The following is a 25,136-nucleotide window of genomic DNA, read 5'->3' as shown; positions in this document are numbered from 1 at the left end:
CGTCGCCCACAGGAGCAGGTCGCCGAGCCGCCGCCGGACGACCTCCCGGCACCGCACCGCGCCGCCCACCCGGACGGACCACCAGTTCCCCACGGCGGTCAGGCTACCCACGCCCGACCTGCGCCGGCACCGACGAAAGTCAGGTGCTCAGCTGATCTCCTCGGCCCACGCGCGCCAGTCGTCGAGCACCCCGTACAAGGCGGGGGTGAGCCAGCCGGACGCGGACCGGCGGAAGACCCCCGGATCCATCGCCCCGGTCCCGGCCGGCAGGGCGCCCAGCAGGTTCGGGACCAGGTCGGTCAGGTTGGCCCAGTGCACCAGCTCCGGCGCGGCCGGCCACGCGCCGACCACCACGCCGGCCGGCACCGCGCGGCGCTCCAGCGCCTCCAGCGTCAGCGCCGTGTGGTTCAGGGTGCCCAGACCGGCCCGGGTCACCACCACCGCCGGGCAGCCCAGCGCCACCGCCAGGTCCGCCACCGTCCAGGAGCGGCCCTCCGGCCGCAGCCCCATCGGTACGAGCAGGCCGCCCGCGCCCTCGACGAGCACCAGGTCGTGCTTGTCGGCCTCCTCGCGGACCGCGTCGACGGCGGTGTCCAGCGCCAGCGGCTCCAGCTGGGCGACCCGGGCCGCCGCCAGCGGGGCGAGCGGGTCGGGGAAGCTGGCCAGGGTCCTGCCGGTCAGCGGGGCGGCCAGCCGGTTGACCGCGTCGACGTCGCCCGGCTCGCCGCCGGCCGTACCCGTCTGGGCGGGCTTGACCACCGCGACCCGCAGGCCGGCCGCCTGCGCGGCGGCCGCGATCGCCGCGGTGACCACCGTCTTGCCGACGTCGGTGTCGGTGCCGGTCACCAGCACCGGCCCGCGCCACGGCCCGGTCATGTCCCCACCCCGACTCAAGGAGCACACTCCACGATGGTCTCCAGGGCCCGCTCGAAGTCCGCCCGGGGGACGCCGGCGCCGATGGTCAGCCGCAGCCGGGACCGGCCGTCCGGGGTCGACGGGGGCCGGAAACAGCCGACGGCGACTCCCCGGTCGCGGCAGTCGGCCGCCCAGGCGCTCGCCGCCTCGGGGCCGGGGGCGGTGACCGAGACGACCGCGCCGTCGGGGGCGGAGACCGCCAGCCCGGCGGCGCCCAGCCGGCGGACGACCAGGGCGGCCCGCTCGGCCAGTTCCGCGCGCAGGTCGTCGCCGGCGCGGGCCAGCCCGACGGCGGCGTGCACGCCCGCGGCCACGGCCGGGGGCAGCGCGGTGTCGAAGATGAAGGTCCGGCCGGTCTCGATCACGTGCCGGACGAACTCCGCCGGCCCGGCGACCACCCCGCCCGCGCCGCCGAGGGCCTTGGAGAGGGTGGCGGTGACGACCACGTCGGGCTGGCCGGCGAGGCCGGCGGCGGCGACACCCCCGGCGCCGGCCGGGCCGGTCACCCCGAGGGCGTGCGCGTCGTCGACCAGCAGCAGCGCGCCGTGTTCCCGGGCGACGGCGTGCAGCCGGGCCAGCGGGGCGAGGTCGCCGTCGACGGAGAAGACCGACTCGGTGACGACCACCGCCGGCCGGCCGGGCGCGGCGGCGAGGGCGGCGGCCACCGCCGCGATGTCCGCGTGTGGGGTCACCACGGTCTCCGCGCCCGAGATCCGGCAGCCGTCGATCAGGGAGGCGTGGTTGTGGGCGTCGGAGACGAGCAGCGTACGAGGCCGCACCAGCGCCCGGACCGCCCCGAGGTTGGCCAGGTAGCCGGAGGAGAAGACGAGTGCCCGTTCGGCGCCGAGCCAGTCGGCGAGGGCGTCCTCGAGCGCGTGGTGGGCGTCGGTGGAGCCGCGCACCAGCCGCGACCCGGTGGCCCCCAGCCCGTACGCCGACAGCGCCCGCGCCGCCGCGGCGGTGACCTCGGGGTGGGTGGCCAGGCCGAGGTAGTCGTTGCCGGCCAGGTCGACCACGGCGTCGCCGGCGGCCCTCGGTCGCAGCCGGCGGGTCAGCCCCGCCTTCGCGCGCAGTTCGGCGCGGCGGTCGAGCGCCGCCAGCCAGTCCGCCACCGTCACCCCCACGCCGCCCGGCCGGCCGCCGTCGGCCGCTTCCGCCGGGCGAAATTACCACCCGCCGGCCAGCGCCCGGCGTGTCCACCCCTGCGTCCGGGTGCCGACACGCGGGCCGTTCATCCCGGCCAGCTGGCCTTGTAGGGTACGAGCCATGCCAGAGATCCTCGACCAGGCCCGAACCCAGGTGCTGGAGAACGGCGTCGGTCTCGACGAGGCCGGCGTCCTCGCCGTGCTGAACCTGCCCGACGAGCAGCTGCCCGCCGCCCTCCAGCTCGCCCACGAGGTGCGGATGCGGTGGTGCGGGCCCGAGGTGGAGGTCGAGGGGATCGTCTCCCTGAAGACCGGCGGGTGCCCGGAGGACTGCCACTTCTGCTCGCAGTCGGGCCTCTTCACCTCCCCGGTCCGGTCGGTCTGGCTGGACATCCCCTCGCTGGTCGAGGCGGCGAAGCAGACCGCGGCGACCGGGGCGACGGAGTTCTGCATCGTGGCGGCCGTGCGCGGCCCGGACGCCCGGCTGATGAAGCAGATGCGCGAGGGCGTCGCCGCGATCAAGGCCGAGGTCGACATCCAGGTCGCCGCGTCGCTGGGCATGCTCAGCCAGGAGCAGGTCGACGAGCTGGTCGACATGGGCGTGCACCGCTACAACCACAACCTGGAGACCTGCCGCTCCTACTTCCCCAACGTGGTCACCACGCACTCCTGGGAGGAGCGCTGGGAGACCCTGCGGATGGTCCGCGAGTCCGGCATGGAGGTCTGCTGCGGCGGCATCCTCGGCCTCGGCGAGACGGTGGAGCAGCGGGCCGAGTTCGCCGCGCAGCTCGCCGAGCTGGACCCGCACGAGGTGCCGCTGAACTTCCTCAACCCCCGCCCCGGCACCCCGCTGGGCGACCGGCCGGTGGTGGAGGGCAAGGACGCGCTGCGCGCCATCGCCGCCTTCCGGCTGGCCATGCCGCGCACCATCCTGCGGTACGCGGGTGGCCGGGAGCTCACCCTCGGTGACCTGGGCACCCGCGACGGCCTGCTGGGCGGCATCAACGCGGTCATCGTCGGCAACTACCTGACCACGCTGGGCCGGCCGGCGACGGCCGACCTGGAGCTGCTCGACGACCTGAAGATGCCGGTCAAGGCGCTCTCCGCGACGCTGTGAGCGCCCCGGTGACGACGAGTGACGCGATGCCGGCGACCGACACGGTGCCGGCGGGTGACGCGGCGACGGTGGCCGGCGGGGCGTCGGGCGTCTGGTGCGACCGCTGCGGCGAGACCGTGGCGGCCGGGTCGCACGACGGGTGCGCGGCGGCCCGGGTGCTGGAGCCGCCGCGCTTCTGCGCGCACTGCCGCCGCCGGATGAAGGTGCAGGTGCTGCCGGTGGGCTGGGCGGCGGTCTGCGTCGAGCACGGCGAGATCCGGGGCTGAGGGGGATGCTGCGCGGCCGGGCGGTGACCCTGCGGCCGGCGGGCGCCGGGGACGTGCCGGCGCTCGCCGCGATCCGGGCCACCCCGGAGGTCCGGCGCTGGTGGCGCGGCGGCGACGACCTCGCCGCCGCCGTCCGGGCCGACCTCGCCGACGAGGCCCTGACGGTGTACGCGATCGAGCACGACGGCCGGGTGGTCGGCGCGATCCAGTGGTACGCCGAGGAAGACCCCGACTACCGGCACGCCAGCATGGACGTCTTCCTCGACCCGGCGGTACGCGGCGCGGGGCTGGGCGGGGACGCGATCCGCACCCTGGTCCGGCACCTGATCGACGAGCACGGCCACCACCGGTTCACCATCGACCCGGCGGCGGCGAACACGGCGGCCGTCCGGGCGTACGCGAAGGTCGGCTTCCGCCCCGTCGGGGTGCTGCGCCGCTACGAGCGCGGCGAGGACGGGCGGTGGCACGACGGGCTGCTGATGGACCTGCTCGCCGACGACCTGGCCGACTGAGCCGGAAGGCCGCCCGGCCGCGCCTGTCGGTCAGCCGTCCCAGACGAGGTCGCCGTCGGGCAGCCGGCGGGCGCCCTCGGCGGGGCGGTGCGGGTTGAGCCGGCCGTCGGGCATCAGGTGGGACACCGGCACGCCGCGCCCCAGCACGGCGACGTCGGCGATCAGCCGCCGGTGGCAGCGCCACCAGACGCTCTCGCTGCACATCACCGCCGTGGTCCGGCCCGCCGCGTCGGCCAGCACCGCGTCCAGCGCCGCCCGGAAGTCGGCGGTACGGGTGTACGCCGCGTACGCCCGGAAGGCGGCCACGGTCCACCAGGTGTCCGGCTCGTCGGTGCCGGCCGGGGTGTGCCGCCGGCCGCCGAGGCGCTGTTCCCAGCGGTAGTCCACGCCGGCCGCCGGCAGCCAGCGGGCCAGTTCCTCCCGGCGTACGTCGGGGTTGGTCCGGCTCGCCGGGAACCGCCGCACGTCCACGACGAGCGCGACCCCGGCGCCGGCCAGCAGCTCGCCCAGCCGCTCCCGATCGGCCGCCCCGTGCCCCACCGTCAGCAACTCCACGAGGAGGGGATGCCCCGAATCGCGGGCGGCTACCGCCCGGGATCCCCGCGCGGGGCGGCGGGCGGCATGGCCGGCGGCGAGGCTGCGACGGGTGCACCCCGACCTTCCGGCCGACGAGGCCGACGCGCTCGACTGGCTGACGTTCGAGCAGGCCGGCGTCGTCACCACCGCCCAGGCGACCCGTTCGCTGACCGAGGGCACCGTACGCGGACGCGTGCGCTCCGGGCGGTGGCGCGCGATCTGCCGGGGCGTCGTGCTGATGGGCAACGGCCGGCTGACCCGGGACCAGCAGCTGTGGGTGGCGGTGCTCGCCGCGGGCCCCGGTGCGGTCCTGGCCGGCCCGACGGCTGCCGCCGAGGCGGGCGTACGCAGACTGCGGCGCGAGCCGCTGCACGTGCTCGTGCCGGCGCACCGGCGGGCGGGGCGCACCGTGCTGGGGCGGCTGCCGATCGACATGCCGGCGGTCGTCGTGCACCGCGCGTCGGTGCTGCCAGCGGCACACCTCCAGCTCGCCCGACCGCCGCGCACCACCACCGGGCACTGGTGGACGCGGCCGGCTGGGCCCGCACCGTCGACGAGGCGCAGGCGGCGCTGGCGGCCGGCTGTCAGCAGCGACGGGTCACGCCGGCGGAGTTGTCGGCGGCGCTGGACGCGCTGCCCCGGGCCCGTCGGCGGGCGCTGATCCGGCAGACAGTGGCCGACATCGCGGGTGGCGCGGAGGCGCTCTCGGAGATCGACTTCGTCCGGCTCTGCCGCCGCCACGGCCTGCCCGCGCCCCACCTCCAGCAGCGGCGCGCCGACGCCGCCGGGCGGACGCGGTGGCTCGACGCGTACTGGCGGGAGTGCGGGTTGCACGTCGAGATCGACGGCGCGCACCACATGGACGTCCGGCACTGGGCGGCCGACATGAGACGCCAGAACGACGTCTGGACCTCGGGGGACCGCATCCTCCGCTTCCCGGCGTGGCTGGTCCGCGCCCGCCCCGACGAGGTGGCCGACTCGCTCCGCCGCGCCCTGACCGCGGCGGGCTGGCGCCCCGAGGCGTGAATCTTGGACAGTTGCCGTTCCCAGCGAACGGCAACTGTCCAAGATTGCGCCGGTGGCGCGGACGGTGACGTCCGCGCCAGGCCGCCGGTGGCACGGACGGTGACGTCCACGCCAGCCCCGCCGGTGGCGCGGACAGCGCCATCGGCGGGGTGGTGCGTCAGGAGATGGTGCAGGGGGTGCCGTTGAGGGTGAACGCGGTGGGCTTCGGGTTCGATCCGGTGTGGGTGCCGTTGAAGCCGAAGCTGGTCGACGCGCCCGGGGCGAGCCGGCCGTTGTAGGAGAGGCTGGTGGCGGTGACCGCGGCGCCGGTCTGGGTCCACGTCGCCGACCAGCCCTGGCCGACCTTCTGCCCGGCGTGGGGGAAGGTGAAGGCGAGCGTCCAGCCGTCGATCGCGGTGGTTCCCGTGTTGGTGAGGGTGACGTTCGCGGTGAAGCCGCTGTCCCAGCCGCTGGTCGTCCAGGTCACGGCGCAACCGCCGGACGCGGGCGGGTCGGCGGTGGTGACGGCGACCGGCGCGGACGCCGCCGAGGCGTTGCCGGCCGCGTCCACCGCCACCACGTGGAACTGGTACGCGGTCGCGGCGGTCAGCCCGGTCACCGCCACGGTGGTGCCGGTGGGCGAGCCGACCAGCGCGTCGGTCGCGCCGGCCTCGCGGTAGACCCGGTAACCGGTGACGCCGACGTTGTCGGTCGACGCGGCCCAGTTCAGGGTGAGCCCGGTGGCGGTGACCGCCGAGGCGGTCGGGGTGCCGGGGCGGGTCGGCGCGACGGTGTCGGGTGCCGGGGCGGCGGGCGTGGTCACCTCGGCCACGGGCGAGGCGGCCGAGCGGTTGCCGGCGCCGTCGCGGGCCCGCACCGTGAACCGGTACGTCCGCTCGGGCAGCAGCCGGGTCACCGCCAGGGTGTTGGTGGTCGAGTTGAGCAGAACGAGCGCGTCGCTGCCGACCTGCGCCTGGGTGACCTCGTAGCCGGCCAGTCCGCTGCCGCCGGCGTCGGTGGACGCGGGCCAGGTCAGGGTCAGCCCGGTCGCGGTGACGGCCGAGGCGACGGGGGTGCCGGGGGTGGTCGGCGCGGTGGTGTCCGGGGTGGCCGGGCCGGGCTCCTCGCCCCAGATCCGGGTGCCGCCGGAGTAGAGGGTGACCTTCCGGTTCGGCCCGGCCGTCGCCTGGTACGACGGGTCGTTCGTCGGGTCCCAGGTGCCGCCCTCGGGCACGCCGATCTTGAACTGCACCTCCATCCGGTGCTGCGACTGCCCGGCGGGCGCGATGGTGTGCCCGGTGCAGTCCACCTCGACGTACCAGATGTCGCCGGAGAACTGCCTGGCCGTGGCCGGCGACGGGCAGCCCTGGGTGTAGCCGGGGGTGACCGTGACGGGGCCGGTGCCGTCGGGGCGGAAGTAGTAGCGGAACTTGCCGTCGGTCAGGGCGCGGGCCGGGAAGGCCGACTTGTTGTAGATCATGGTCTTGAGGCCGGTGGCGCGCGGCTCGGCCTGCATCACCGTGGTCTCCACGGTCAGCTCGTCGATGTCCGGCGTCTCGGCGCGGGGGAAGCCGGCGAGCGGGGTGCCGCCGTACTCCTGGGCGAGCCGGGCCAGCGCGGAGCTGAAGCCGGCGTTGTAGTCGGTGGCGACCTCGTTCATCACGTAGTCCGACCGGTTGTCGGTGTACGCGTCGTTGGCCGCCGACGGGCCGCCGACCAGCGCGCCGTAGAGGGTGTGCCGGGTCTCGACGGGCACGGTCTGGCTGTCCCACCAGGAGCCGTGCGCGGTGCGGTGGTGCGGGTTCTTCGGCGAGTTGGCGCCGAAGCCGATGACGTAGCTGGAGGCGCGAGGGTTGTCGCCGAGCGCGTAGTTGATCTGCCGGACGGCGAAGTCCTTGTAGCGGGCCTTGCGGGTGGCGTCGGTGGTCTTGTCGCTGTAGACGAGTGCCGCGAAGGAGGTGTTCGCCGCGTAGCGCAGCGCGCCCCACGAGTCGAGCACGGCCATCCCGCCGGGCGAGTACGGCACCCGCTGCCCGTTGACGCCGACGGTCCAGTAGTCGAGCCAGCGATTGGCGTCGTCGACGTACTTCTGCTTGCCGGTCAGGTTGGCCAACAGCACGTACGCCCCGAACTGCTTGTTGTCCCAGGCGATGGTCCACTTGTAGGAGCGGGTGGTGCTCTGGTTCTCGGTGCCGAGCTTGTCGTACTCGCTCTCGGCCTTGGCGAGGTAGGCGGCCTCGCCGGTGGCCCGGTGCAGCCAGATCGCGGACCAGACCAGCTCGTCCTGCCAGCCGCTCCAGGAGCGGTAGAAGCTGGTCGCGTCGGTGATGCACTCGTGGTAGCTCTTGCGCACCGTGTCGGCGAACGTGTGCAGCTGCCTGGCGTGCCCGAGCAGCTTGTCGGCGTAGGCGGCGTCGGTGGGCCGGAAGACCATCGACGACGCGGCCATCGCCGCCGCCGTCTCGCCGGCCAGGTCCGCGCCGCCGCAGCTCGCGTCGATCTTGTACGCGGGCCGCGCCATCGGCATCACCTCGGCCGGGCCCCACCACTTGTGGTCGTCGTCGCCCTTGCCGACCTGTCCGTAGAGGACGTTGGGCGCCGGGTGCGCCTTGATGAAGTAGTCGTTGACGAAGCGCAGGTTGTTGAGCAGGTGCGGCAGCTGGCCGGAGGCGACGTAGCCGGCGCGGTACTCGACGGCGCCCCAGGCGAGCATGGTGGCGCTGAACGCCATCGGGAAGCCGAACTTGACGTGGTCCCCTGCGTCGTACCAGCCGCCGGTGAGGTCGAGCCCGACGTCGGCGCCGTCGGTGAGCGCGGAGTCGCCGCGCCAGGAGACCCGGTTCCAGTCGGGCAGCGGGCCGGACTGCTGCGCCTCGTAGAAGTAGAGCGACTTCTGCAACGCCTCGGCGTAGTTGAAGGTGGCGGCGGGTGCCGCGGCGGCGGGCGCGGTCCGCGTGGCGGCCCCGGCGGCGGGCGTCGCGGCGGAGGCGGGCGCCGGGGCGGTGACGGCGAGGGCGAGGCCGGCGGCGAGGGCGCTGCCGGCGGCCAGCAGGCGGGGCAGCCAGGGCTGCTCGCCCGGCCGGCGCGGACGTCTCGGGTGACGCATGACGGGGCTCCTGTCGGTGGCGTCGCCGGCGGCACCGGGGACGGCGTGCGGGGTGGTGGTCGGGGCGTGCCGGCGAGGGTGGTGGGGGTACGGCCACGGGTCCGGGAGCGCTCCCATGGATGAACGACAATGTAATGCGGCGGTCGCCGGTTTGTGAAGACGCGCGCGGTGCGCCTGCGATGCGCCCGCGCGGGGGCGCTGACAGGAAAGCCCTTACCTGCGCACCTGACGTACGTCACACCATCGACATCGATGGATTAAATTTCGGCGTACGGGCAGGTCATCGTCAGGAAGGGTGGGCGCCGACACGCGTCGCGACCGGGCGGGCGACAGGCCGGGCGTTCCGGCATACGAACGTACTGTTGCCCGCCCCTTTCCGGCGCGCGACAGTACGCCCACACCAGCGGTGCCATCGACGTTGCCGCTCCCCCGGCCAACCTGAGGAGATCGCGATGGCTCTACGACTCGCCGACGGCACCGCCTGGTCCGACACCCTCGCCCGCGCGGTGGCCGCCGCGCCCGAGGCGTTCGGCTCCCCGGTCGACGGTGTCACCACCCTGCACAACCTCGTCCGCGGCGACTGGCACGCGGTGGGCACCCCCAGCCCCGTACGCACGCCGGTCGACAACACCGTGCTGGTCAACCTGGCCCGCCTCGACGCGGAGTCCGCCCGCGCCGCGGTCGCGCACGCCGCCGCCGCGCACCGGGCCTGGGCCGACACCCCGCTCGCCGACCGCAAGGCCCGGGTCACCGACGCCCTGGACGCGCTCACCGCCCACCGCGACCTGCTCGCGCTGCTGCTGGTCTGGGAGATCGGCAAGCCGTGGCGGCTGGCCTGCGCCGACGTGGACCGGGCGCTCGACGGCGTCCGGTGGTACGTCGAGGAGATCGACCGGATGCTCGCCGACGGCCGGGAGCCGCTGCCGGGACCGGTCAGCAACATCGCGTCGTGGAACTACCCGATGAGCGTGCTCGTGCACGCCGAGCTGGTGCAGCTGCTCGCCGGCAACGCGGTCATCGCCAAGACCCCGTCACAGGGCGGGGCGGTCTGCCTCACCGTCGCGCACGCGCTGATGCGCCGGGCCGGGCTGCCCGCCACCCTGGTCTCCGGCGGCGGCGAGGAGCTGTCCGAGGTGCTCGTCCGGGCGCCGGAGATCGGCGCGGTGGCGTTCGTCGGCGGGCGCTCGAACGGCGGCAAGGTCGCCGCCGCGCTGCTCGACTCCGACAAGCGGCACTTCATCGAGCAGGAGGGCCTCAACGCCTGGGGCATCTGGAACTTCTCCCAGTGGGACCTGCTCGCCGGGCACCTCAAGAAGGGCTTCGAGTACGGCAAGCAGCGCTGCACCGCGTACCCGCGTTTCGTGGTCCAGCGGGACCTCGTCGACGAGTTCCTCGACATGTACCTGCCGGTCGTCCGCTCCGTCCGGTTCGGGCACCCGCTCGCCGTCGGCGACGACTGGGCCGCCGGCGACCCGCTGCCCGAGCTGGACTTCGGCCCGCTGATCAGCGCCGCCAAGGCCGACGAGCTGCGCCGCAAGGTCGACGAGGCGGTACGCGGCGGCGCGGTGCCGCTGCACCGGGGCAAGCTCACCGGCGCGCCGTTCCTCGACGGGCAGGACACCTCCGCGTACGTGGCCCCGTCGGTGCTGCTGGCCCCGCCCGGCCGGTCCCGGCTCATGCACGCCGAGCCGTTCGGCCCGGTCGACACCATCGTCGTGGTGGACACCACCGACGAGCTGCTGGCCGCGATGAACGCCTCGAACGGCGCGCTGGTCGCCTCGCTGGCCTGCGACGACGAGGAGCTGGCCGGCAAGCTCGCGGTCGACCTCCAGGCATTCAAGGTGGGCATCAACAAGCCGCGCTCCCGGGGCGACCGGGACGAGCCGTTCGGCGGCCGGGGCGCGTCCTGGAAGGGCGCCTTCGTCGGCGGCGACCTGCTGGTGCACGCGGTGACCCAGGGCGGCGACGGCCGCCTCTACGGCAACTTCCCCGACTACAACAGCTACCCGACGACCTGAGGTGCAAGGAAGGGCACCCTGCTGACGGATGGCGATTGCAGGGTGCCCTTCCTGACAGCCCGGCGGCGCGACGGCTCAGCCGTGCCGCGCGGACGCGCCCTCGGCCAGCGGAACGGTGAGGGTCACCAGGCCGCCGTCCCGCTCGGCCGGCGTGGGCCGGCCGAGCCGCCGCACGGTACGCAGCATCGGGGTGTTCTCCGCCTGGACGTGCAGCACCAGGGCCACGTAGCCGGCCTGTTCCGCGTGCCGGACCACCCGGCGCAGCAGGGCCGAGCCGAGGCCCCGTCGCTGCCAGTCGTCGCGGACCAGCAGCGCCACCTCGGCCTCGTCGCCCTCGGCGAGCAGGTTCGCCATCGCCACCACCGACTCCGCCTCCCCGGCGTCGCCGCCCGCCGTGGCGAGCAGGGTCACGCCCCGGGCCGGCTCCAGCAGCCGACGCAGCCGGGCCGTGGCCGGCGTCCCCGCGCCGCCGAGGTAACGCCGGTGCCGGCTCCCCGGCGAGCACTCCTCGTGCAGCTCGACCACGCCGGGCAGGTCGTCGGCGACGGCCGGCCGTACGGACACCTCGGCGCCGTCGGGCAGCACCAGGGTGACCTGTTCCGCGGCCCGGCGCGCGACGGCGGCCGACAGCTCGACCAGGGCCTGCGCGCGGGCGTACTCGGCCGGGGTGAAGCCCGGCGCGGCGCGGCGCAGCGCGAACGACCCGCCGGCGGGATCCTCCAGCAGCATGGTCGTGTCGGCGATCCCGCAGCCCGCGCCGGCGGGCGACGGTCGCCAGGTGACCGTGTCCGCGCCGAGCAGGGCGCGCAGCGCCTCCCCGGCCGCGTCGGGGTCCCGCACCAGCCGGGTGGCCAGGCCGAGGGCCCGGGTCGGCTGGTCGGCGAGCCCGCGCGCCTCGCTGCGCGCCACCCAGCAGTCCCGGCCCCGCCCCCGGTGCACGGCGGCGACGAGGCCGGCCTCGTCGAGCGTGTCCGGCGCGTCGACCAGGAAGTCGTCGACGGCACCTCGCTCGGTGGTGTGCACCTGCACGGCGAGGATGTTGACCCCCCGCAACGCCAGGCTGGCCGTGAGCACCGACAGGTAGCCCGGCCGGTCGTCCACGGTCGCTCGGATCCGCCACAGCGTCATGGTTCGCTCCCTTCCGCCCACGACCCTCGTCGGTGGCTGTTGCGGGCCGGTTGCCCGGGGGTGACGGCTCCGGTTCCGTCACGCGACCTGCGCCACAGTGGCCGCCACCGCCGGGCCGGCGCAGAGGTTCACGCCGGGCCGGCGCAGAGGTCCAAATCGGGCGGGCGTTGGGACGCGCGGGCCGACTCAGGGCTTCGCGGCCACCGGCGGCGCCCCGACCAGGTCGAGCCGGTCGCCGAGGATCACCGCGGCGGCCCGGACGAGCTGTGCCAGCCGGTCCACCTCCGTGGCGTGGAACGCCGCCGCGGCCGGCGTCCCGGCGCACTCCCGGGCCACCACCAGCACCAGGCCGGCCCGGCCGAACGGCGCGACCGCGACGTGCGCGCCGCCGGGCGTGCTGATCGCCCGGGCGCGCAGCGGGGTCACCTCCGGCAACCGCATCGGTACGGGCGCGCGCCAGCTCGCGTACCCGACGGTCGCCTCCCCGGCGGCGCCGGTCCGGGCGGCCCAGTCCACCGGCACCACGGCGGCGACCGCCCAGTCGGCGGCGAGCAGCCCGGGAACGGCGTCGACAAGCGTGGCGACGCCGTCGACCGGGTTGGCCGCGACCTGGGCCAGCAGCTCGGCGTCCTGCCCGGAGGTGGTGGGCGCGCCGATCGCCCGCCACACCCCGTCCACCCGGACGCCGGGGATCGCCGCCAGCCCCGCGAGCAGCCGCTCGACCCGCGCCGCGCCCGGCCAGACCACGGTGAAGTCGTCCACCGCCCGCCCACCGAGCCGCTCCAGGACGACCACCTGGACGATGTCGGCGCCGGACACGCCCATGGTGCGCGCCACCTGACCGAGCGTGCCCGGACGGTCCGGCAGGGTGACCCGAACTCGCAGCAACATGTCTGAACCCCTCCGCTCGGCGGGCCGGCACCGCTGGCCGGCAGGCTGGGCCCCAGCCTGGCCGGTGGCCGTTTCGCCCCTGTTGCCGCGGCATGTCCCGAGGGTCAACTCCCGACCTTGACAACATGGCGGACCTGCCATCAACTAATCGGATGACCGAGCCGGCCGTCGACGCGCACGGGCCGGGCAGCAGCCCCGCCGCCGCCTCCCCCCGCGGGCTGGATCTCGACCGGCTCGCCGCCCACCTGGCCCGGCACCGGCCCGAGCTGGCCGACGGCCCGCTGCGGGCCCGGCTGATCGCCGGCGGCAAGTCCAACCTGACCTACCTGCTGCACGCCGGCGGGCACGAGGTCGTGCTGCGCCGCCCGCCGCTCGGGCACGTGCTGGCCACCGCGCACGACATGGCCCGGGAGTACCGGGTGATCTCCGCGCTGGCGCCGACCGACGTGCCGGTGCCCGCCGCGCTGCTGCTCTGCGAGGACGCCGAGGTGATCGGCGCGCCCTTCTACCTGATGGAGCGGGTGCACGGCGAGGTGTTGCGTACCCGCGCCCAGACCGACCCGCTCACGGACGACCAGCGGCGGGAGCTGGCGCTGGCGATGATGGACACCCTCGCCGCGCTGCACGCGGTCGAGCCCGCCTCGGTGGGGCTGGGCGACTTCGGCCGCCCGGAGGGCTACCTCGCGCGGCAGGTCCGCCGGTGGGCCGGCCAGCTCGACCGGTCCCGCAGCCGGCCGCTGCCCGGCATCGATCAGCTGCGGGACCTGCTCGCCGGCACCGTGCCGGAGGGCGCCAACGCCGGCCGGATCGTGCACGGCGACTACCGGCTGGACAACCTGCTCGCCACCGTCGACCCGGTGGCCGTACGGGCCGTGCTCGACTGGGAGATGGCCACCCTCGGCGACCCGCTGGCCGACCTCGGGCTGCTGCTGACCTACTGGGACGTGCTCGGCGGCAGCGAATCGGCCGCCGGCAACCCGGTCGCCGACGGGCTCGGCCCGCGCGCCGGGTTCCCCACCGGGACGGAGCTGATCGAGCGGTACGCCGGGCGCGGCGACGTCGACGTCGGGCCGCTGCACTGGCACGTCGCGCTCGGCTGCTTCAAGCTCGCGGTGATCTGCGAGGGCATCCACTACCGGCACACGCTCGGGCAGACGCTCGGCGAGGGCTTCGACCGGATCGGCGACATGGTGGCACCGCTGGTCGAACACGGGCTGACCGCCGCCAGGGAGCGTTGATGGACTTCGCCTACGACACCCGCACCGAGCAGCTGCGGGCCGAGCTGACCGCGTTCCTGGACGAGCACGTGTACCCGGCCGAGCCGGTGCACGCCGCACAGGTGGCCGCCGCCGGCGACCCGTGGGCCCGGCCCCCGGTGATGGCCGAGCTGAAGGCCGAGGCACGCAAGCGCGGCCTGTGGAACCTCTTCCTTCCCGACCCGCGCCACGGCGCCGGCCTGACCAACCTCCAGTACGCCCCGTTGGCCGAGCTGACCGGGCGCAGCCCGCACCTGGCCCCGGAGGCGCTCAACTGCGCCGCGCCCGACACGGGCAACATGGAGCTGCTCGCCGAGTTCGGCTCGCCGGAGCAGCAGGAGCGCTGGCTGCGCCCGCTGCTGGAGGGCGAGATCCGCTCCGCGTTCTGCATGACCGAGCCGGAGGTGGCGTCCTCGGACGCGACGAACATCGCCACCCGGATCACCCGCGACGGCGACCACTACGTCATCGACGGGCGCAAGTGGTGGTCGTCGGGGGCGATGGACCCGCGCTGCGAGATCTTCATCGTGATGGGCAAGACCGACCCGGAGGCCGACCGGCACCGCCAGCAGAGCATGATCCTGGTGCCCCGGGACACCCCGGGCGTCGTCGTGCGGCGGGGCATGACGGTGTTCGGCTACAGCGACGCCTCACACGGCGGCCACGCCGAGGTCGACTTCACCGACGTCCGCGTACCGGTGGAGAACCTGGTCGGGGCGGAGGGCGCCGGCTTCGCGATCGCCCAGGCCCGGCTCGGTCCCGGCCGGATCCACCACTGCATGCGGCTGGTCGGCATGGCGGAGCGGGCCCTGGAGCTGCTCTGCCGGCGGGCGCTCGAGCGGGTCGCGTTCGGCCGGCCGCTCGCCGAGCAGGGCGTGGTGCGCGAGTGGATCGCCGAGTCCCGGGTGCGCATCGAACAGGCCCGGCTGCTGGTGCTCAAGACCGCCTGGCTGATGGACACGGTCGGCAACAAGGGCGCGCACACCGAGATCCAGGCCATCAAGATCGCCACTCCCGCCATGGCCGAGTGGGTGATCGACAAGGCCATCCAGGCGTACGGCGGGGCCGGCGTCAGCCAGGACACTCCGCTCGCCGCCCTCTGGGCCCAGTCGCGGACGCTGCGCCTCGCGGACGGCCCCGACGAGGTCCACCGCTCCTCGCTGGCCAAGCGCGAACTGCGCCGCTGGTCGGACTGACGAGCGGCGGGACGGGCCGACAGACGGCGGGCAGCGGGCAGCGGGCAGCGGGCAGCGACATACTGCCGCGTCGGCGCTGTCGAGCTGCTGTCGCAGACGACTCAGTGACAGCGGACGACCCTCGCGCAGCCACCGCCCTCACGTCCGGACCGCAGCGGCGGTCGCGGGCGTTGGCGGTGCTGTCGTAGACGACTCAGCTCGACAGGCACAGCGGCGGGTGCCGCCCGGGGCGGAGAGAGCGGCGCGGGACCGGTCGCCACCGGCGACGGCGGGGTCCGGGGTCGGGCAGGCGCGGCGAACCGGGGTCAGGCGGAGGCGCGTTCGATCAGCTGGGTGTCCAGGAGGATGTGGGGTGACGGGAGCTCGTCGCCGCGGATGCGGCTGACCAGCAGGCGGGCCATCTGCCGGCCCATCTCCTCCACCGGCTGGAAGACCGTGGTCAGCGGCGGCTCGGCCTGCCGGGCGATCGGGGCGTCGTCGAAGCCGATCACCGCGACGTCCTCCGGCACCCGCCGTCCCGCCTCGCGCAGCGCGCGCAGCGCCCCGAACGCCATCAGGTCGGAGGCGACGAAGACGGCGTCGAGGTCGGGGCAGTCCTCCAGCAGCCGACGCATCCCGGCCGCTCCGCTGCCCTCGCTGAAGTCGCCGTACGCGATCATGGCGGGATCGACCCCGCCCCCGGCGGCCCTGACCGCCTCCTTGTAGCCGGTCAGCCGGCCCAGGCCGGCGCCCATGTCCTGCGGGCCGGCGATGGTGGCGATGCGCCGCCGCCCCCGACCGGCCAGGTGTTCCACCGCCCGCCGGGCGCCGCCCACGTTGTCCACGTCGACGTAGTACGCCGGCTGCGCGCCGGGTTGCAGCATCCGGGCCGGACGGCCGCCGAGCACGGTGGGCAGGCCACGCTCCTCCAGCAGGGTGGGCAGCGGGTCGGAGTCGTGCAGCGACAGCAGCAGGACCCCGTCGACGTGCTGGTTCGTCAGGTGGTGCTCGACCCGCTCCCGCTCGATCGGCGACTGCACCATGGCCAGCCAGAGCTGCAACGGGGTCTCCAGCAGCCCCGAGCTGACGCCCCGGACGATGCCGGCGAAGAACGGCTCGGTGAAGACCCGGTCACCGGATTCCGACACCACCAGGGCGATCGAGTCGGTGCGCTGGGTCACCAGGGCACGGGCGGCCCGGTTCGGCACGTACCCCAGCTCGGCGATGGCCTGCTGCACCGCGGCGCGCGCCTCGGGGCTCACCTGGGGTGAGCCGTTGACCACCCGGGAGACCGTCCCGCGACCGACGCCGGCGCGGGCGGCGACGGCGTCGAGGGTCGGGCGCCCGAGCGACCGGGTGCGCTGCGTTGTCATTGTCTGCTCCTCCGACGGCGGACCGGCCCCGGCGCCACCCCGTGCGGGGTGGCGCCGGGGCCGCCCGTTGATGGCTGGCCCTGGCCTATTGTGCGGCCAGACCGTTGCGTCGGATCACCTCGGCGTACCACCTGGCGCTGGACTTGGGGATGCGGACCTGGGTGTCGTAGTCGACGTGGACCATCCCGAACCGCTTGGTGTAGCCCCAGGCCCACTCGAAATTATCCATCAGCGACCAGGCGAAGTACCCGCGCAGGGGCACCCCGGCCTCGATCGCCTCGTGCGCGGCGCGCAGGTGGGCGTCGAAGTACGCCAGCCGGTCGGCGTCGTCGACCCGCCCGTCGACCACCTCGTCCACGAAGGCCGAGCCGTTCTCGGTGACGTAGAGCGGCAGGTCGGTGTACTCCTCGTGTACCCGGCGCAGCGTCTCCACCAGGCCGGGGGCGTCGATCTCCCAGTTCATGTCGGTCACCGGGACGCCCCGGGTGACGAACCGGACGTCCTCGCTGCCCGGCCAGCACGACGGCGCCCGCCAGTACGGCTCCGGCTCGGCGTCGGGGTCCGGCGCGGCGACGACGTGGCGGCTGTAGTAGTTGACGCCGACCACGTCCAGCGGGGTGGAGATGGTCGCCAGGTCCCCGTCGCGCACGTGCCCGAAGTCGGTGACCTTGGCGAGGTCGGCCATCAGGTCCGCCGGGTAGGACCCGCGCAGCAGCGGGTCCAGGAAGAAGCGGTTGGCCAGCCCGTCGATGCGCCGCGCGGCGTCGACGTCGGCGGGCGCCTCGCTGGCCGGGGTGACCGGGTAGAGGTTGACCGTCACCCCGACCTCGGCGGTCGGCCGGGCCGCGCGCAGCGCCTGCACCGCGAGGCCGTGGCCGAGCATCAAGTGGTGTCCGGCCCGTACGGCGTCCGCGCCGTCCGAGCGGCCCGGCGCGTGCACCCCGGAGCCGTAGCCGAGGAACGCCGAGCACCACGGCTCGTTCAGCGTGGTCCAGTAGCGCACCCGGTCGCCGAGCGCGTCGGCGACCAGCGTGGCGTAGTCGGCGAACCGCGCGGCGGTGTCCCGGGCCGGCCAGCCGCCGACGTCCTCCAGCGGCTGCGGCAGGTCCCAGTGGTAGAGGGTCAGCCACGGCTCGATCCCGTGCCCCAGCAGTTCGTCGACGAGCCGCCGGTAGAAGTCGAGCCCCTCGGCGTTGGCCGGGCCGGTGCCGCCCGGCTGCACCCGCGGCCAGGAGACCGAGAACCGGTACGACTTCAGCCCCAGCTCGGCCATCAGCGCGACGTCGGAACCCAGCCGGTGGTAGTGGTCGCAGGCCACGTCACCGGTGTGCCCCTCGACGACCCGCCCCGGGGTATGGCTGAAGGTGTCCCAGATCGACGGGGTCCGGCCGCCCTCGGCCGCCGCGCCCTCGATCTGGTACGCGGCGGTGGCCGCGCCCCAGAGGAAGCCGGGCGGGAAGGTCAGCGGCGGACGGTCGTCGACGACGCCGACGGCGGGTGGGCTGGCGGGGTTGCTCACGACTTGACGGCACCTTCCATGATGCCGCCCACGATCTGGCGGCCGAACACGATGAACACGATCACCAACGGTAGAGTGCCGACCGCCGTGGCGGCGAACACCTGCGAGTAGTCGGTGTAGTAGGCGTACGACAGGAAGGCCAGCGAGACCTGGAGCGTCGGGTTCTCGGAGGTGAGCACCGCGTACGGCCACAGGAACGAGTTCCAGGTCTCCATGAACGTCAGCAGGCCGAGCACGGCGGCGGCCGGCCGCAGCGCGGGCAGCACGATGCTCCAGTAGATGCGGAAGGTGCTCGCCCCGTCCACCCGGCCCGCCTCGATCAGCTCGTCGGAGATGGCCTGGGTGGCGTACTGCCGCATCATGAACACGCCGAACGCGCTGACCAGGAACGGCACGGTCACCGCGTAGAGGGTGTCGAACCAGTTGAGGTCCTGGATCATGCCCCAGAGCGGGATGAGGCCGAGCTGCGTCGGGATCATCATGGTGACGATGATCGTCAGCAGCAGGGCGTTGCGGCCCCGGAAGCGCAGCTTGGCGAAGGCGAAGCCGGCCAGCGAGCCGGTGATCACCACGGAGACCGTCACGATGCCGGAGACGATCACCGAGTTGAGCAGGCCGGTGAGGAAGTTGGCCGCCTCGTTGTCGAGCACGCGGCCGAAGTTGTCGCCGAACGACCCGGCCGGCGTGACCGGCGGCGGGACGTCGTTGATCGAGTCGAGGCTGCGGGTGGCGATGACCACCATGTAGTAGAACGGGTAGATCGAGAAGAGCGTCGCCAGGACGAGCGCGACGTAGGTCAGCGGGCTGGTGCGCCACAGGCGCCGGGATGCCGAGTTCATCTGGGCGTTCCTCACTTCACCGTGCGGCGGACGAGCAGGAAGTTGATCCCCGAGACGAGGGCGATCATCAGGAACATCGCCCAGGCGACCGCGGCGCCGTAGCCGGCGGTGTTGAGGTTCTCGATGCCCAGCTCGTACATGTACATGGCCAGGGTCTGGAACTCGCGCTGGTCGCCGCCGATGATGTTGCCGTTGGCGAAGACGAGCGGCTCGGTGAAGAGCTGGAGCCCGCCGATCGTGGAGAGGATCACCACGAAGACGAAGGTCGGCGTGAGCATCGGCAGGGTGATCCGCCAGAACTGCTTCCACTGGCTCGCGCCGTCGAGCGCCGCCGCCTCGTACAGGTCACGCGGGATGGCCTGCATGCCCGCGAGCAGGATCAGGGTGTTGTAGCCGGTCCACCGCCAGTTGACCATGGAGGCGATGGCGCTCCAGGAACTCCAGCGCTCGGCGTCCCAGTCGACCGCGTCGATCCCGACGAAGCTCAGCAGCCAGTTGATGACGCCGAAGTCGCGCTGGAAGAGCATGCCGAAGACGATCGCGACGGCGGCCACCGAGACCACGTTCGGCATGAAGATCGCCAGCCGGAAGAACGTGCGCGCGCGCAGGAACGTGCGGTTGAGCAGGTTCGCCAGGAACAGGGCGAGCAGCAGCTGCGGGATGGTCGACAGCAGGAAGATGCCGAAGGTGTTGAGGGTGGCGTTCCAGAAGTACTCGTCCTTGACCAGGGCGACGTAGTTGTCGAACCCGATGAAGGTGTGGTCCCCGATCAGGTTCCAGTCGTGCAGGGACATCCAGGCGGTCCGCAGCATCGGGTAGAGCCCGAAGATGCCGAAGACCACGAAGAACGGCGCGATGTAGAGGTACGGCGAGTACTTGAGGTCCAGCCGGGTCAGCGAGTGCGACCGGGACCGGCGCCGCGCGGGCGGGCGGGGTGGCGGTGCGGCGGGAGACGGCGGCGCCGTCGTGGCCGAGAGGCTCATGCGGGGTCCTTTCCCGGCGTCGGCACGGGCGCGCGCCGACGCCCAGGCGCTCTTACGCGAAAACGGGACGGCGCCGATGGCGTCCGGGGCGGAACGGGGACGGCGCCGGTGGCGTCCGGGTGTGTGGACCCGGACGCCACCTGGCGACGAGGTGGGTCAGAAGGCGCCCTGCGTCTTGGCGTCCTTCGCGAACTGCTCCCAGGCCTTGTCCTTCGTGGCCTGTCCCTGTTCGTACGAGCGCAGCGCCGGCTCGAACGCGTTCTCCTTCACCGCCTGGTGCTTCGGGCCGAGGTGCAGCGGCTGGATCTTGGCGACGCTGTCACCGAAGATCTTGCCGGTCGGCGCGTTGTTGAAGTACTCGTTGGTGTAGCCGAGGAACTCCTGGTTCTTCAGCGCCTCGAGGTTGGTCGGCAGCGGGCCCTTGAGCTTGAACGCCGCCACCTGGCTCTGCGCGTTGGTCAGGTACTCGGCGAGCTTCGCCGCCTCCTTCGGGTACTTGCTCTGGGTCGGCACGCCGAGCCAGGAGCCACCCCAGTTGCCGGCCCCGCCGGGCACCGGTGCGACGTCCCACTTGCCCTTGTTCTCGGGGCCGGAGTTGTCCGCGACGATGCCGAGCATCCAGGACGGGCAGAAGGTCGCCGCGAAGGTGCCCTGCTTGAAGCCGGCCGACCACTCCGGCGACCAGGTCGCCGTCTCGGCGGTGATGTTGGCGTCGGCCATCGCGACCGCGGTGTCCCAGGAGGTCTTCACCGCCGCGCTCTTGTCCGCGATGACGTTGTCGTCCTTGTCGTAGAACAGGTCGCCACCCTGCTGGAACATCACCGCGCTGGCGGCGGTGGTGACCGAGTCGAGCAGGCCCTTGCCGGTCGCGGTGCGGTACTTCTTGCCGGTCTCGATGAAGGCGTTCCAGTCCGGCCAGAGGGCCGCGACCTGGTCCCGCTCGGTCGGCAGCTTGGCCGCCTGGAAGAGGTCGCGGCGGTAGCAGACGGCGAGGCTGCCGACGTCGGTCGGCAGGCCGATCAGCCGACCGTCCGGCGCCTTGCCCAGCTCCCACTTCCAGGGCAGGTAGTCCTTGCTGTGGTCGGCGACCAGCGGAGCGAGGTCGGCCCAGTTGGCCGGGTTGGCCTTGAACTCGTTGAGGATGCCCTCTTCCAGGGCGACCACGTCGGCCGCGCCCTTGCCGGTGGCCAGCGCCCGGACGATCTTCGGCCGGTACTCGCCGAGCTGCGCGGTCTTGCGCAGCTCGACCTTGATGCCGGTGTCCTTCTCGTACTGCTTGATGATCTCGTCGTAACCGAACTCGCCGAACGTGTCGACGACCAGCTTGGCGGGCTTCTCGCCGGCCGCCGGCGCGTCGTCGTCCTTGCCGCAGGCCGCGAGACCGCCGATGGCGGTTATCGCGGCCAGGGCGGCAGCCGCCATGCGGGTACGCCGCGTGGTGAGGCTCATCGGAGACCCCTCTTTCGGTGGTGAGGCTGACTGGGTGTGGTGGGGGGTGCCGTGCGCGCCGTCGGTGCCGGTCGGGGCCGGCGGTCGACGTCCGGAGCGGGGCGCGGGTGAGTCGTGCCACGTTCGCGGGAGCGCTCCCATGAGATTGCCGGCGGGTGTCGGAGGTGTCAATAGGCCTATGGGAGCGTTCCCAGATCGTTACCGCGTGTGCGTACGCCCCGACTGCCGCACGTCGCGGGCCGAGCCGCCGGGCGGCGCCACCTGGACACCCGCCCCGTTGAAGCGGTTCAGCACGTCCGGGCGCGGGCGGAGGACACGCTGAGCGGCCCGTCGCGCACCCTGCGTGCGGCCGGCACGCGCCGCAGCCGAGGCAGCCGGAACGCGTTTCAGCCGAAGCGGTTCAGCGGCGGGACCGCGCGGCGAGGGCGGCGCAGCGGTTCAGCAGAAGCGGCGCAGCAGGGTGCCGGCCCGGCCCGCGTCGAAGTCGGCCGGGTCGAACCGGTCGCCCACCCGGTCCCGCGCCTCCCGGTGCCCGGGGTGAGCCGGATCCGCCAGCGCGGCCAGCAGCGCCTGGTAGCCGGCCGGGCCGCCGACGTCCTCGGGCGGGCACGCCCGCTCGCCGTCCAGGCAGGACGGGTACCGCCCGTCCGGATCGGCCGTGCAGGCGTCCTCCACCACCAGGTCGTGCTCCCACCAGTCGCCGAAGTCGTACGTGTAGTGGAAGCGGCTGCCCTTGCCGAGCACCGCGTCGAGGCGGACGTCCAACTCGTCGCGCAGGGCCAACTCGCCGTCCGGATCGGGCTCGCCGTACTGGCGGCCCTCGATCTCGAACGAGTGCAGGTGGCAGTCCCGCCAGCCCATGGCGTGCTGCACCACCCGGTGCAGCCGGTCGAGGGTGTAGCCGCCCGGGACGAGCACCCTGCGCCAGACGGGCGGCCGGACCCCGGCCAGGGAAATCTTCAGCTGGAAGATCTGACGCGGCATGCTGTCCCATCCTTCCTCGGCATAGGCTGCGGGCATGATCTGCCGAGCGTGCCGGGCCAGGCGGCACGACGACTGTCCGGGGCGGAACTGGTGCGACTGCCAGCACCGTACCCCCCGACCCACCCCTCCGGTCACCGGTCCGGCCGGCGAATGAACGCCGGAATCCCGATTTCGGCGCTCTGGCCGCAGGCGTCGGCGCGACCGCTGGACGACGCCGCTCTCACCGCGCTCTACGGCCGCTCCGACCGCCCCCACCTGCGGATGAACTTCGTGACCAGCGTGGACGGCGGCGTCTCCGTCGACGGCTACTCCGCCGGGCTATCGAGCGAGGCGGACAAGCGCGTCTTCGGGCTGCTGCGCATGCTCTGCGACGCCCTGCTCGTGGCCGCCGGCACGCTGCGGCACGAGGGCTACCGGGCGGTACGCCTCAACGAGCGGCGCCGGGCGTGGCGCCGCGAGCACGGGCTCGCCGAGTACCCGACGCTGGTCGTCGTCTCCGGCTCGCTCGACCTCGACCCGGCGCAGGCCGCGTTCGCCGACGCGCCGGTGCGGCCCGTGGTGCTCACCCGGGCCGACGCCGTGGCACCGCCCGGCCTGACCGGGGTCGCCGACGTGGTGCGCTGCGGCGACGACCGGGTCGACCTCGCAGCGGGCCTGGCCGAGCTGCGCCGCCGCGGCCTCGGCCAGGTGCTCTGCGAGGGCGGCCCGCAGCTGTTCGGCGCGCTCACCGCCGCAGACCTCGTGGACGAGGTCTGCCTCACCGTCGCCCCGCTGCTGGCCGGGGCGGGCCCGGGGCGGATCACCGCCGGCGACCCCAGCGACGTACGCCACCTACCGCTGCGGCACGTGCTCGCCGCCGCCGACGGGGTGCTCATGCTCCGCTACGCCCGCGACCGACCGTGACCGGGCGGGCACCCTGCGGTTGACGGGCGCCGATGGCGGGGTGGCGTCCGCCGCGTCGCGTGGCAACGTGTCGTACTCCTCGGGCAGGATGCAGGGCGTGTGCCCCGACCGCGACGACCAGCCGACCGGAGTTGCCCGATGACTGACGACGGGTTCGACGGCCCGGGCGAGGTGGTCGGCCGGGTGCTGGGCACCGCCGACGCCACCCCCCTGCAGTTCTGGACCGCGGTCTCCCCCGGCAGCTACCTCCAGCTCGACGACGTCGTGGTGACCCGGCGGGAGCTGCCCGACCGCGAGCCGGTGACGATCGCCGGGGTGGTCACACAGGTCCGCGCCCGGCACGAGGGCGCCCAGTTCGACTCCGACGTCTTCGCCATCGCCGACGGCACGCTGCCCGCGCAGGTGCAGGAAGCCGCCGAGATCACCACGACCCGCGTCGACCCGGAGCTCTACGTGCCACCGTCGCCCGGTGCGGTGGTGCACCGCGCCGAGGGCGACGCCCGGGCCCGGGCGCTGCACTTCGACCGGATGGAGCGGCGCATCCCGATGGGCATGGGCCGCGACGGGGTGCCGGTCTACCTCAACGCCGACTTCCTCGACGGCAGCCGGGGCGCGCACGTGTCGATCTCCGGCATCTCCGGGGTCGCCACGAAGACGAGCTTCGCCACCTTCCTGCTCTACTCGGTCTTCCGCTCCGGGGTGCTGGGCGGCGACGCCGTCAACGCCAAGGCGCTCATCTTCAACGTCAAGGGCGAGGACCTGCTCTTCCTCGACCATCCCAACACCCGGCTGGACGACCCCACCCGCGCCGCGTACGCGAAGCTCGGCCTGGCCGCCGGGGCGTTCCCGGACGTGCGGGTCTACGCCCCGCCCCGGGTGGGCGACTCCTCCGGCACGCCCGACGTGAGCAGCCGCCTCACCGGGGTGGACAGCTTCTACTGGACGCTGAGCGAGTTCTGCGCCGACCGCCTGCTGCCCTACGTGTTCGCCGACGCCGACGACGAACGCCAGCAGTACACGATGGTGGTGCACTCGGTCACCGCCCACCTGGCCCGGCACGCGCAGCCCGCCGACGGCGGCATCAGCATCGACGGGGTGCGGCTCGGCTCGTACGCCGACCTGGTCGACCACGTCGTCGAGCAGCTCAACGACGACGAGACCCGCTCCGACTGGGCGGGCAGCGCCGTCGGGCTGGGCACGGTCAACGCGTTCGCCCGGCGGTTGATCGGCAGCAAGAAGGACCTGTCCCGGCTGATCCGGGGCGACCTGGCCACCCGCCGCCCGCACTCGATCAACACCGCCGAGAGCGCCCAGGTCACCGTGGTCGACCTGCACAACCTCCCGGACCGCGCGCAGCGTTTCGTGGTCGGCGTGACGCTCAAGAGCGAGTTCGAGCGCAAGGAGAAGGCCGGCACCGCCAAGCCGCTGCTCTTCGTGGTGCTCGACGAGCTCAACAAGTACGCCCCCCGCGAGGGCTCCTCCCCCATCAAGGAGGTGCTGCTCGACATCGCCGAGCGGGGCCGCTCGCTCGGGGTGATCCTGGTCGGCGCCCAGCAGACGGCGAGCGAGGTGGAGCGGCGGATCGTCACCAACTCGGCGATCCGGGTGGTGGGCCGGCTCGACCCGGCCGAGGCGTCCCGTCCGGAGTACGGCTTCCTGCCGCCCGCCCAGCGCCAGCGCGCGCTGCTGGCCAAGCCGGGCACGATGTTCGTCAACCAGCCCGACATCCCGGTGCCGCTCTGCCTGGAGTTCCCGTTCCCGGCCTGGGCCACCCGGGTCTCCGAGGCCGGCCGCGCTCCGTCCGAGACGCTCCGGTCGATCACCCAGTCCGTCGACCCGTTCGCCGTCGTCGGCTCCGGTGGCGGCACCTCCGACGACGACATCCCCTTCTAGGGGAGACACCGGTGAGCGCGAGGAGTGAGCTTGCGAGCCCCGCAGTCGCGAACGAAAGGCTGGCACCGGTGAGCGCGAGGAGT

At 73.9% G+C, this 25,136-nt stretch carries 22 protein-coding genes; 10 read left to right on the top strand and 12 right to left on the bottom strand.

The genetic code is table 11. The features are described from left to right. Nucleotides 1–147: 147 nt before the first annotated feature. Together bioD and ACN27A_RS30620 are read right to left on the bottom strand one after the other, a co-directional pair. Nucleotides 148–876: a dethiobiotin synthase gene (gene bioD / locus ACN27A_RS30625; RefSeq protein ID WP_421457959.1), complete on the bottom strand. Its 729-nt coding sequence runs from the start codon at nucleotides 874–876 to the stop codon at nucleotides 148–150. Between the two features lie 14 nt (nucleotides 877–890). After that, complete coding sequence (locus tag ACN27A_RS30620) at nucleotides 891–2,027, bottom strand: 8-amino-7-oxononanoate synthase (RefSeq protein ID WP_421457958.1); 1,137 nt, start codon at nucleotides 2,025–2,027, stop codon at nucleotides 891–893. A gap of 154 nt (nucleotides 2,028–2,181) precedes the next feature. Between ACN27A_RS30620 and bioB the strand changes: the two genes are divergently transcribed. The 3 genes from bioB to ACN27A_RS30605 are packed head-to-tail and all read left to right on the top strand — an operon-like array spanning nucleotide 2,182 to nucleotide 3,955. Further along, on the top strand, nucleotides 2,182–3,177 hold the full coding sequence (bioB, locus tag ACN27A_RS30615; protein ID WP_421457957.1) for a biotin synthase BioB: 996 nt from the start codon (nucleotides 2,182–2,184) through the stop codon (nucleotides 3,175–3,177). 26 nt (nucleotides 3,178–3,203) lie between these two features. Further along, the gene (locus ACN27A_RS30610) at nucleotides 3,204–3,443 is read left to right on the top strand and encodes a hypothetical protein (RefSeq protein ID WP_421458681.1); all 240 of its coding nucleotides are present in this window, start codon (nucleotides 3,204–3,206) and stop codon (nucleotides 3,441–3,443) included. A gap of 5 nt (nucleotides 3,444–3,448) precedes the next feature. Then, on the top strand, nucleotides 3,449–3,955 hold the full coding sequence (locus ACN27A_RS30605) for a GNAT family N-acetyltransferase (RefSeq protein WP_421457956.1): 507 nt from the start codon (nucleotides 3,449–3,451) through the stop codon (nucleotides 3,953–3,955). Nucleotides 3,956–3,985: 30 nt separating this feature from the next. Here the strand turns inward: ACN27A_RS30605 and ACN27A_RS30600 are convergent, their stop codons facing one another. Then, complete coding sequence (locus ACN27A_RS30600) at nucleotides 3,986–4,510, bottom strand: DUF488 family protein (RefSeq protein WP_421457955.1); 525 nt, start codon at nucleotides 4,508–4,510, stop codon at nucleotides 3,986–3,988. Between the two features lie 91 nt (nucleotides 4,511–4,601). On the opposite strand from ACN27A_RS30600, the gene ACN27A_RS30595 reads away from it, so the two are divergent. Continuing rightward, the gene (locus tag ACN27A_RS30595; protein ID WP_421457954.1) at nucleotides 4,602–5,192 is read left to right on the top strand and encodes a hypothetical protein; all 591 of its coding nucleotides are present in this window, start codon (nucleotides 4,602–4,604) and stop codon (nucleotides 5,190–5,192) included. After that, a complete protein-coding gene (locus ACN27A_RS30590; protein WP_421457953.1) occupies nucleotides 5,144–5,557 on the top strand; it encodes a hypothetical protein in 414 nt (137 codons plus the stop codon). Before ACN27A_RS30595 ends, ACN27A_RS30590 begins: the two co-directional genes overlap by 49 nt. A 157-nt stretch (nucleotides 5,558–5,714) precedes the next feature. On the opposite strand, the gene ACN27A_RS30585 is transcribed toward ACN27A_RS30590, so the two are convergent. After that, complete coding sequence (locus tag ACN27A_RS30585; protein ID WP_421457952.1) at nucleotides 5,715–8,642, bottom strand: glycoside hydrolase family 9 protein; 2,928 nt, start codon at nucleotides 8,640–8,642, stop codon at nucleotides 5,715–5,717. Nucleotides 8,643–9,094: 452 nt separating this feature from the next. Between ACN27A_RS30585 and ACN27A_RS30580 the strand changes: the two genes are divergently transcribed. Beyond that, entirely contained in the window at nucleotides 9,095–10,660 is a 1,566-nt protein-coding gene (locus tag ACN27A_RS30580) for an aldehyde dehydrogenase family protein (protein ID WP_421457951.1), read from the top strand. A gap of 75 nt (nucleotides 10,661–10,735) precedes the next feature. Here ACN27A_RS30580 and ACN27A_RS30575 read toward each other — a convergent pair whose 3' ends face one another. Both ACN27A_RS30575 and ACN27A_RS30570 read right to left on the bottom strand, forming a co-directional pair. Further along, entirely contained in the window at nucleotides 10,736–11,788 is a 1,053-nt protein-coding gene (locus tag ACN27A_RS30575; RefSeq protein ID WP_421457950.1) for a GNAT family N-acetyltransferase, read from the bottom strand. Nucleotides 11,789–11,974: 186 nt separating this feature from the next. Next, on the bottom strand, nucleotides 11,975–12,679 hold the full coding sequence (locus ACN27A_RS30570) for an amino acid-binding protein (protein ID WP_421457949.1): 705 nt from the start codon (nucleotides 12,677–12,679) through the stop codon (nucleotides 11,975–11,977). A gap of 152 nt (nucleotides 12,680–12,831) precedes the next feature. Here ACN27A_RS30570 and ACN27A_RS30565 point away from each other — a divergent pair, with 152 nt between their 5' ends. Together ACN27A_RS30565 and ACN27A_RS30560 are read left to right on the top strand one after the other, a co-directional pair. Further along, on the top strand, nucleotides 12,832–13,917 hold the full coding sequence (locus tag ACN27A_RS30565) for a phosphotransferase family protein (RefSeq protein ID WP_421457948.1): 1,086 nt from the start codon (nucleotides 12,832–12,834) through the stop codon (nucleotides 13,915–13,917). Continuing rightward, nucleotides 13,917–15,131, top strand: coding sequence for an acyl-CoA dehydrogenase family protein (locus ACN27A_RS30560; RefSeq protein ID WP_421457947.1), 1,215 nt, complete (start codon nucleotides 13,917–13,919; stop codon nucleotides 15,129–15,131). Before ACN27A_RS30565 ends, ACN27A_RS30560 begins: the two co-directional genes overlap by 1 nt. Nucleotides 15,132–15,436: 305 nt before the next feature. On the opposite strand, the gene ACN27A_RS30555 is transcribed toward ACN27A_RS30560, so the two are convergent. From ACN27A_RS30555 to ACN27A_RS30530, 6 genes are all read right to left on the bottom strand, one after another. Beyond that, a complete protein-coding gene (locus ACN27A_RS30555) occupies nucleotides 15,437–16,483 on the bottom strand; it encodes a LacI family DNA-binding transcriptional regulator (RefSeq protein ID WP_151457313.1) in 1,047 nt (348 codons plus the stop codon). A gap of 85 nt (nucleotides 16,484–16,568) precedes the next feature. Then, nucleotides 16,569–18,002 (bottom strand): GH1 family beta-glucosidase, encoded by a 1,434-nt coding sequence (locus ACN27A_RS30550; protein WP_421457946.1) that lies wholly within the window; start codon nucleotides 18,000–18,002, stop codon nucleotides 16,569–16,571. Then, on the bottom strand, nucleotides 17,999–18,841 hold the full coding sequence (locus ACN27A_RS30545) for a carbohydrate ABC transporter permease (RefSeq protein ID WP_132233155.1): 843 nt from the start codon (nucleotides 18,839–18,841) through the stop codon (nucleotides 17,999–18,001). The genes ACN27A_RS30550 and ACN27A_RS30545 overlap by 4 nt, the downstream gene beginning before the upstream one ends. Nucleotides 18,842–18,852: 11 nt before the next feature. Next, on the bottom strand, nucleotides 18,853–19,824 hold the full coding sequence (locus tag ACN27A_RS30540) for a carbohydrate ABC transporter permease (RefSeq protein ID WP_421457945.1): 972 nt from the start codon (nucleotides 19,822–19,824) through the stop codon (nucleotides 18,853–18,855). A gap of 156 nt (nucleotides 19,825–19,980) precedes the next feature. After that, the gene (locus ACN27A_RS30535) at nucleotides 19,981–21,273 is read right to left on the bottom strand and encodes an extracellular solute-binding protein (RefSeq protein ID WP_132233151.1); all 1,293 of its coding nucleotides are present in this window, start codon (nucleotides 21,271–21,273) and stop codon (nucleotides 19,981–19,983) included. A gap of 438 nt (nucleotides 21,274–21,711) precedes the next feature. Further along, nucleotides 21,712–22,257, bottom strand: coding sequence for a plasmid pRiA4b ORF-3 family protein (locus ACN27A_RS30530; protein WP_421457944.1), 546 nt, complete (start codon nucleotides 22,255–22,257; stop codon nucleotides 21,712–21,714). A 150-nt stretch (nucleotides 22,258–22,407) separates the two neighbouring features. Between ACN27A_RS30530 and ACN27A_RS30525 the strand changes: the two genes are divergently transcribed. Together ACN27A_RS30525 and ACN27A_RS30520 are read left to right on the top strand one after the other, a co-directional pair. Then, nucleotides 22,408–23,160, top strand: coding sequence for a pyrimidine reductase family protein (locus ACN27A_RS30525; protein ID WP_421457943.1), 753 nt, complete (start codon nucleotides 22,408–22,410; stop codon nucleotides 23,158–23,160). A 138-nt stretch (nucleotides 23,161–23,298) separates the two neighbouring features. Further along, entirely contained in the window at nucleotides 23,299–25,053 is a 1,755-nt protein-coding gene (locus tag ACN27A_RS30520; RefSeq protein WP_311411508.1) for an ATP-binding protein, read from the top strand. Nucleotides 25,054–25,136: the final 83 nt, after the last annotated feature.

The organism is Micromonospora sp. WMMD737 (assembly GCF_049179055.1).
Taxonomy (GTDB): Bacteria; Actinomycetota; Actinomycetes; order Mycobacteriales; family Micromonosporaceae; genus Micromonospora; species Micromonospora reichwaldensis.
This window is presented reverse-complemented; position numbering and strand designations above follow the sequence as displayed.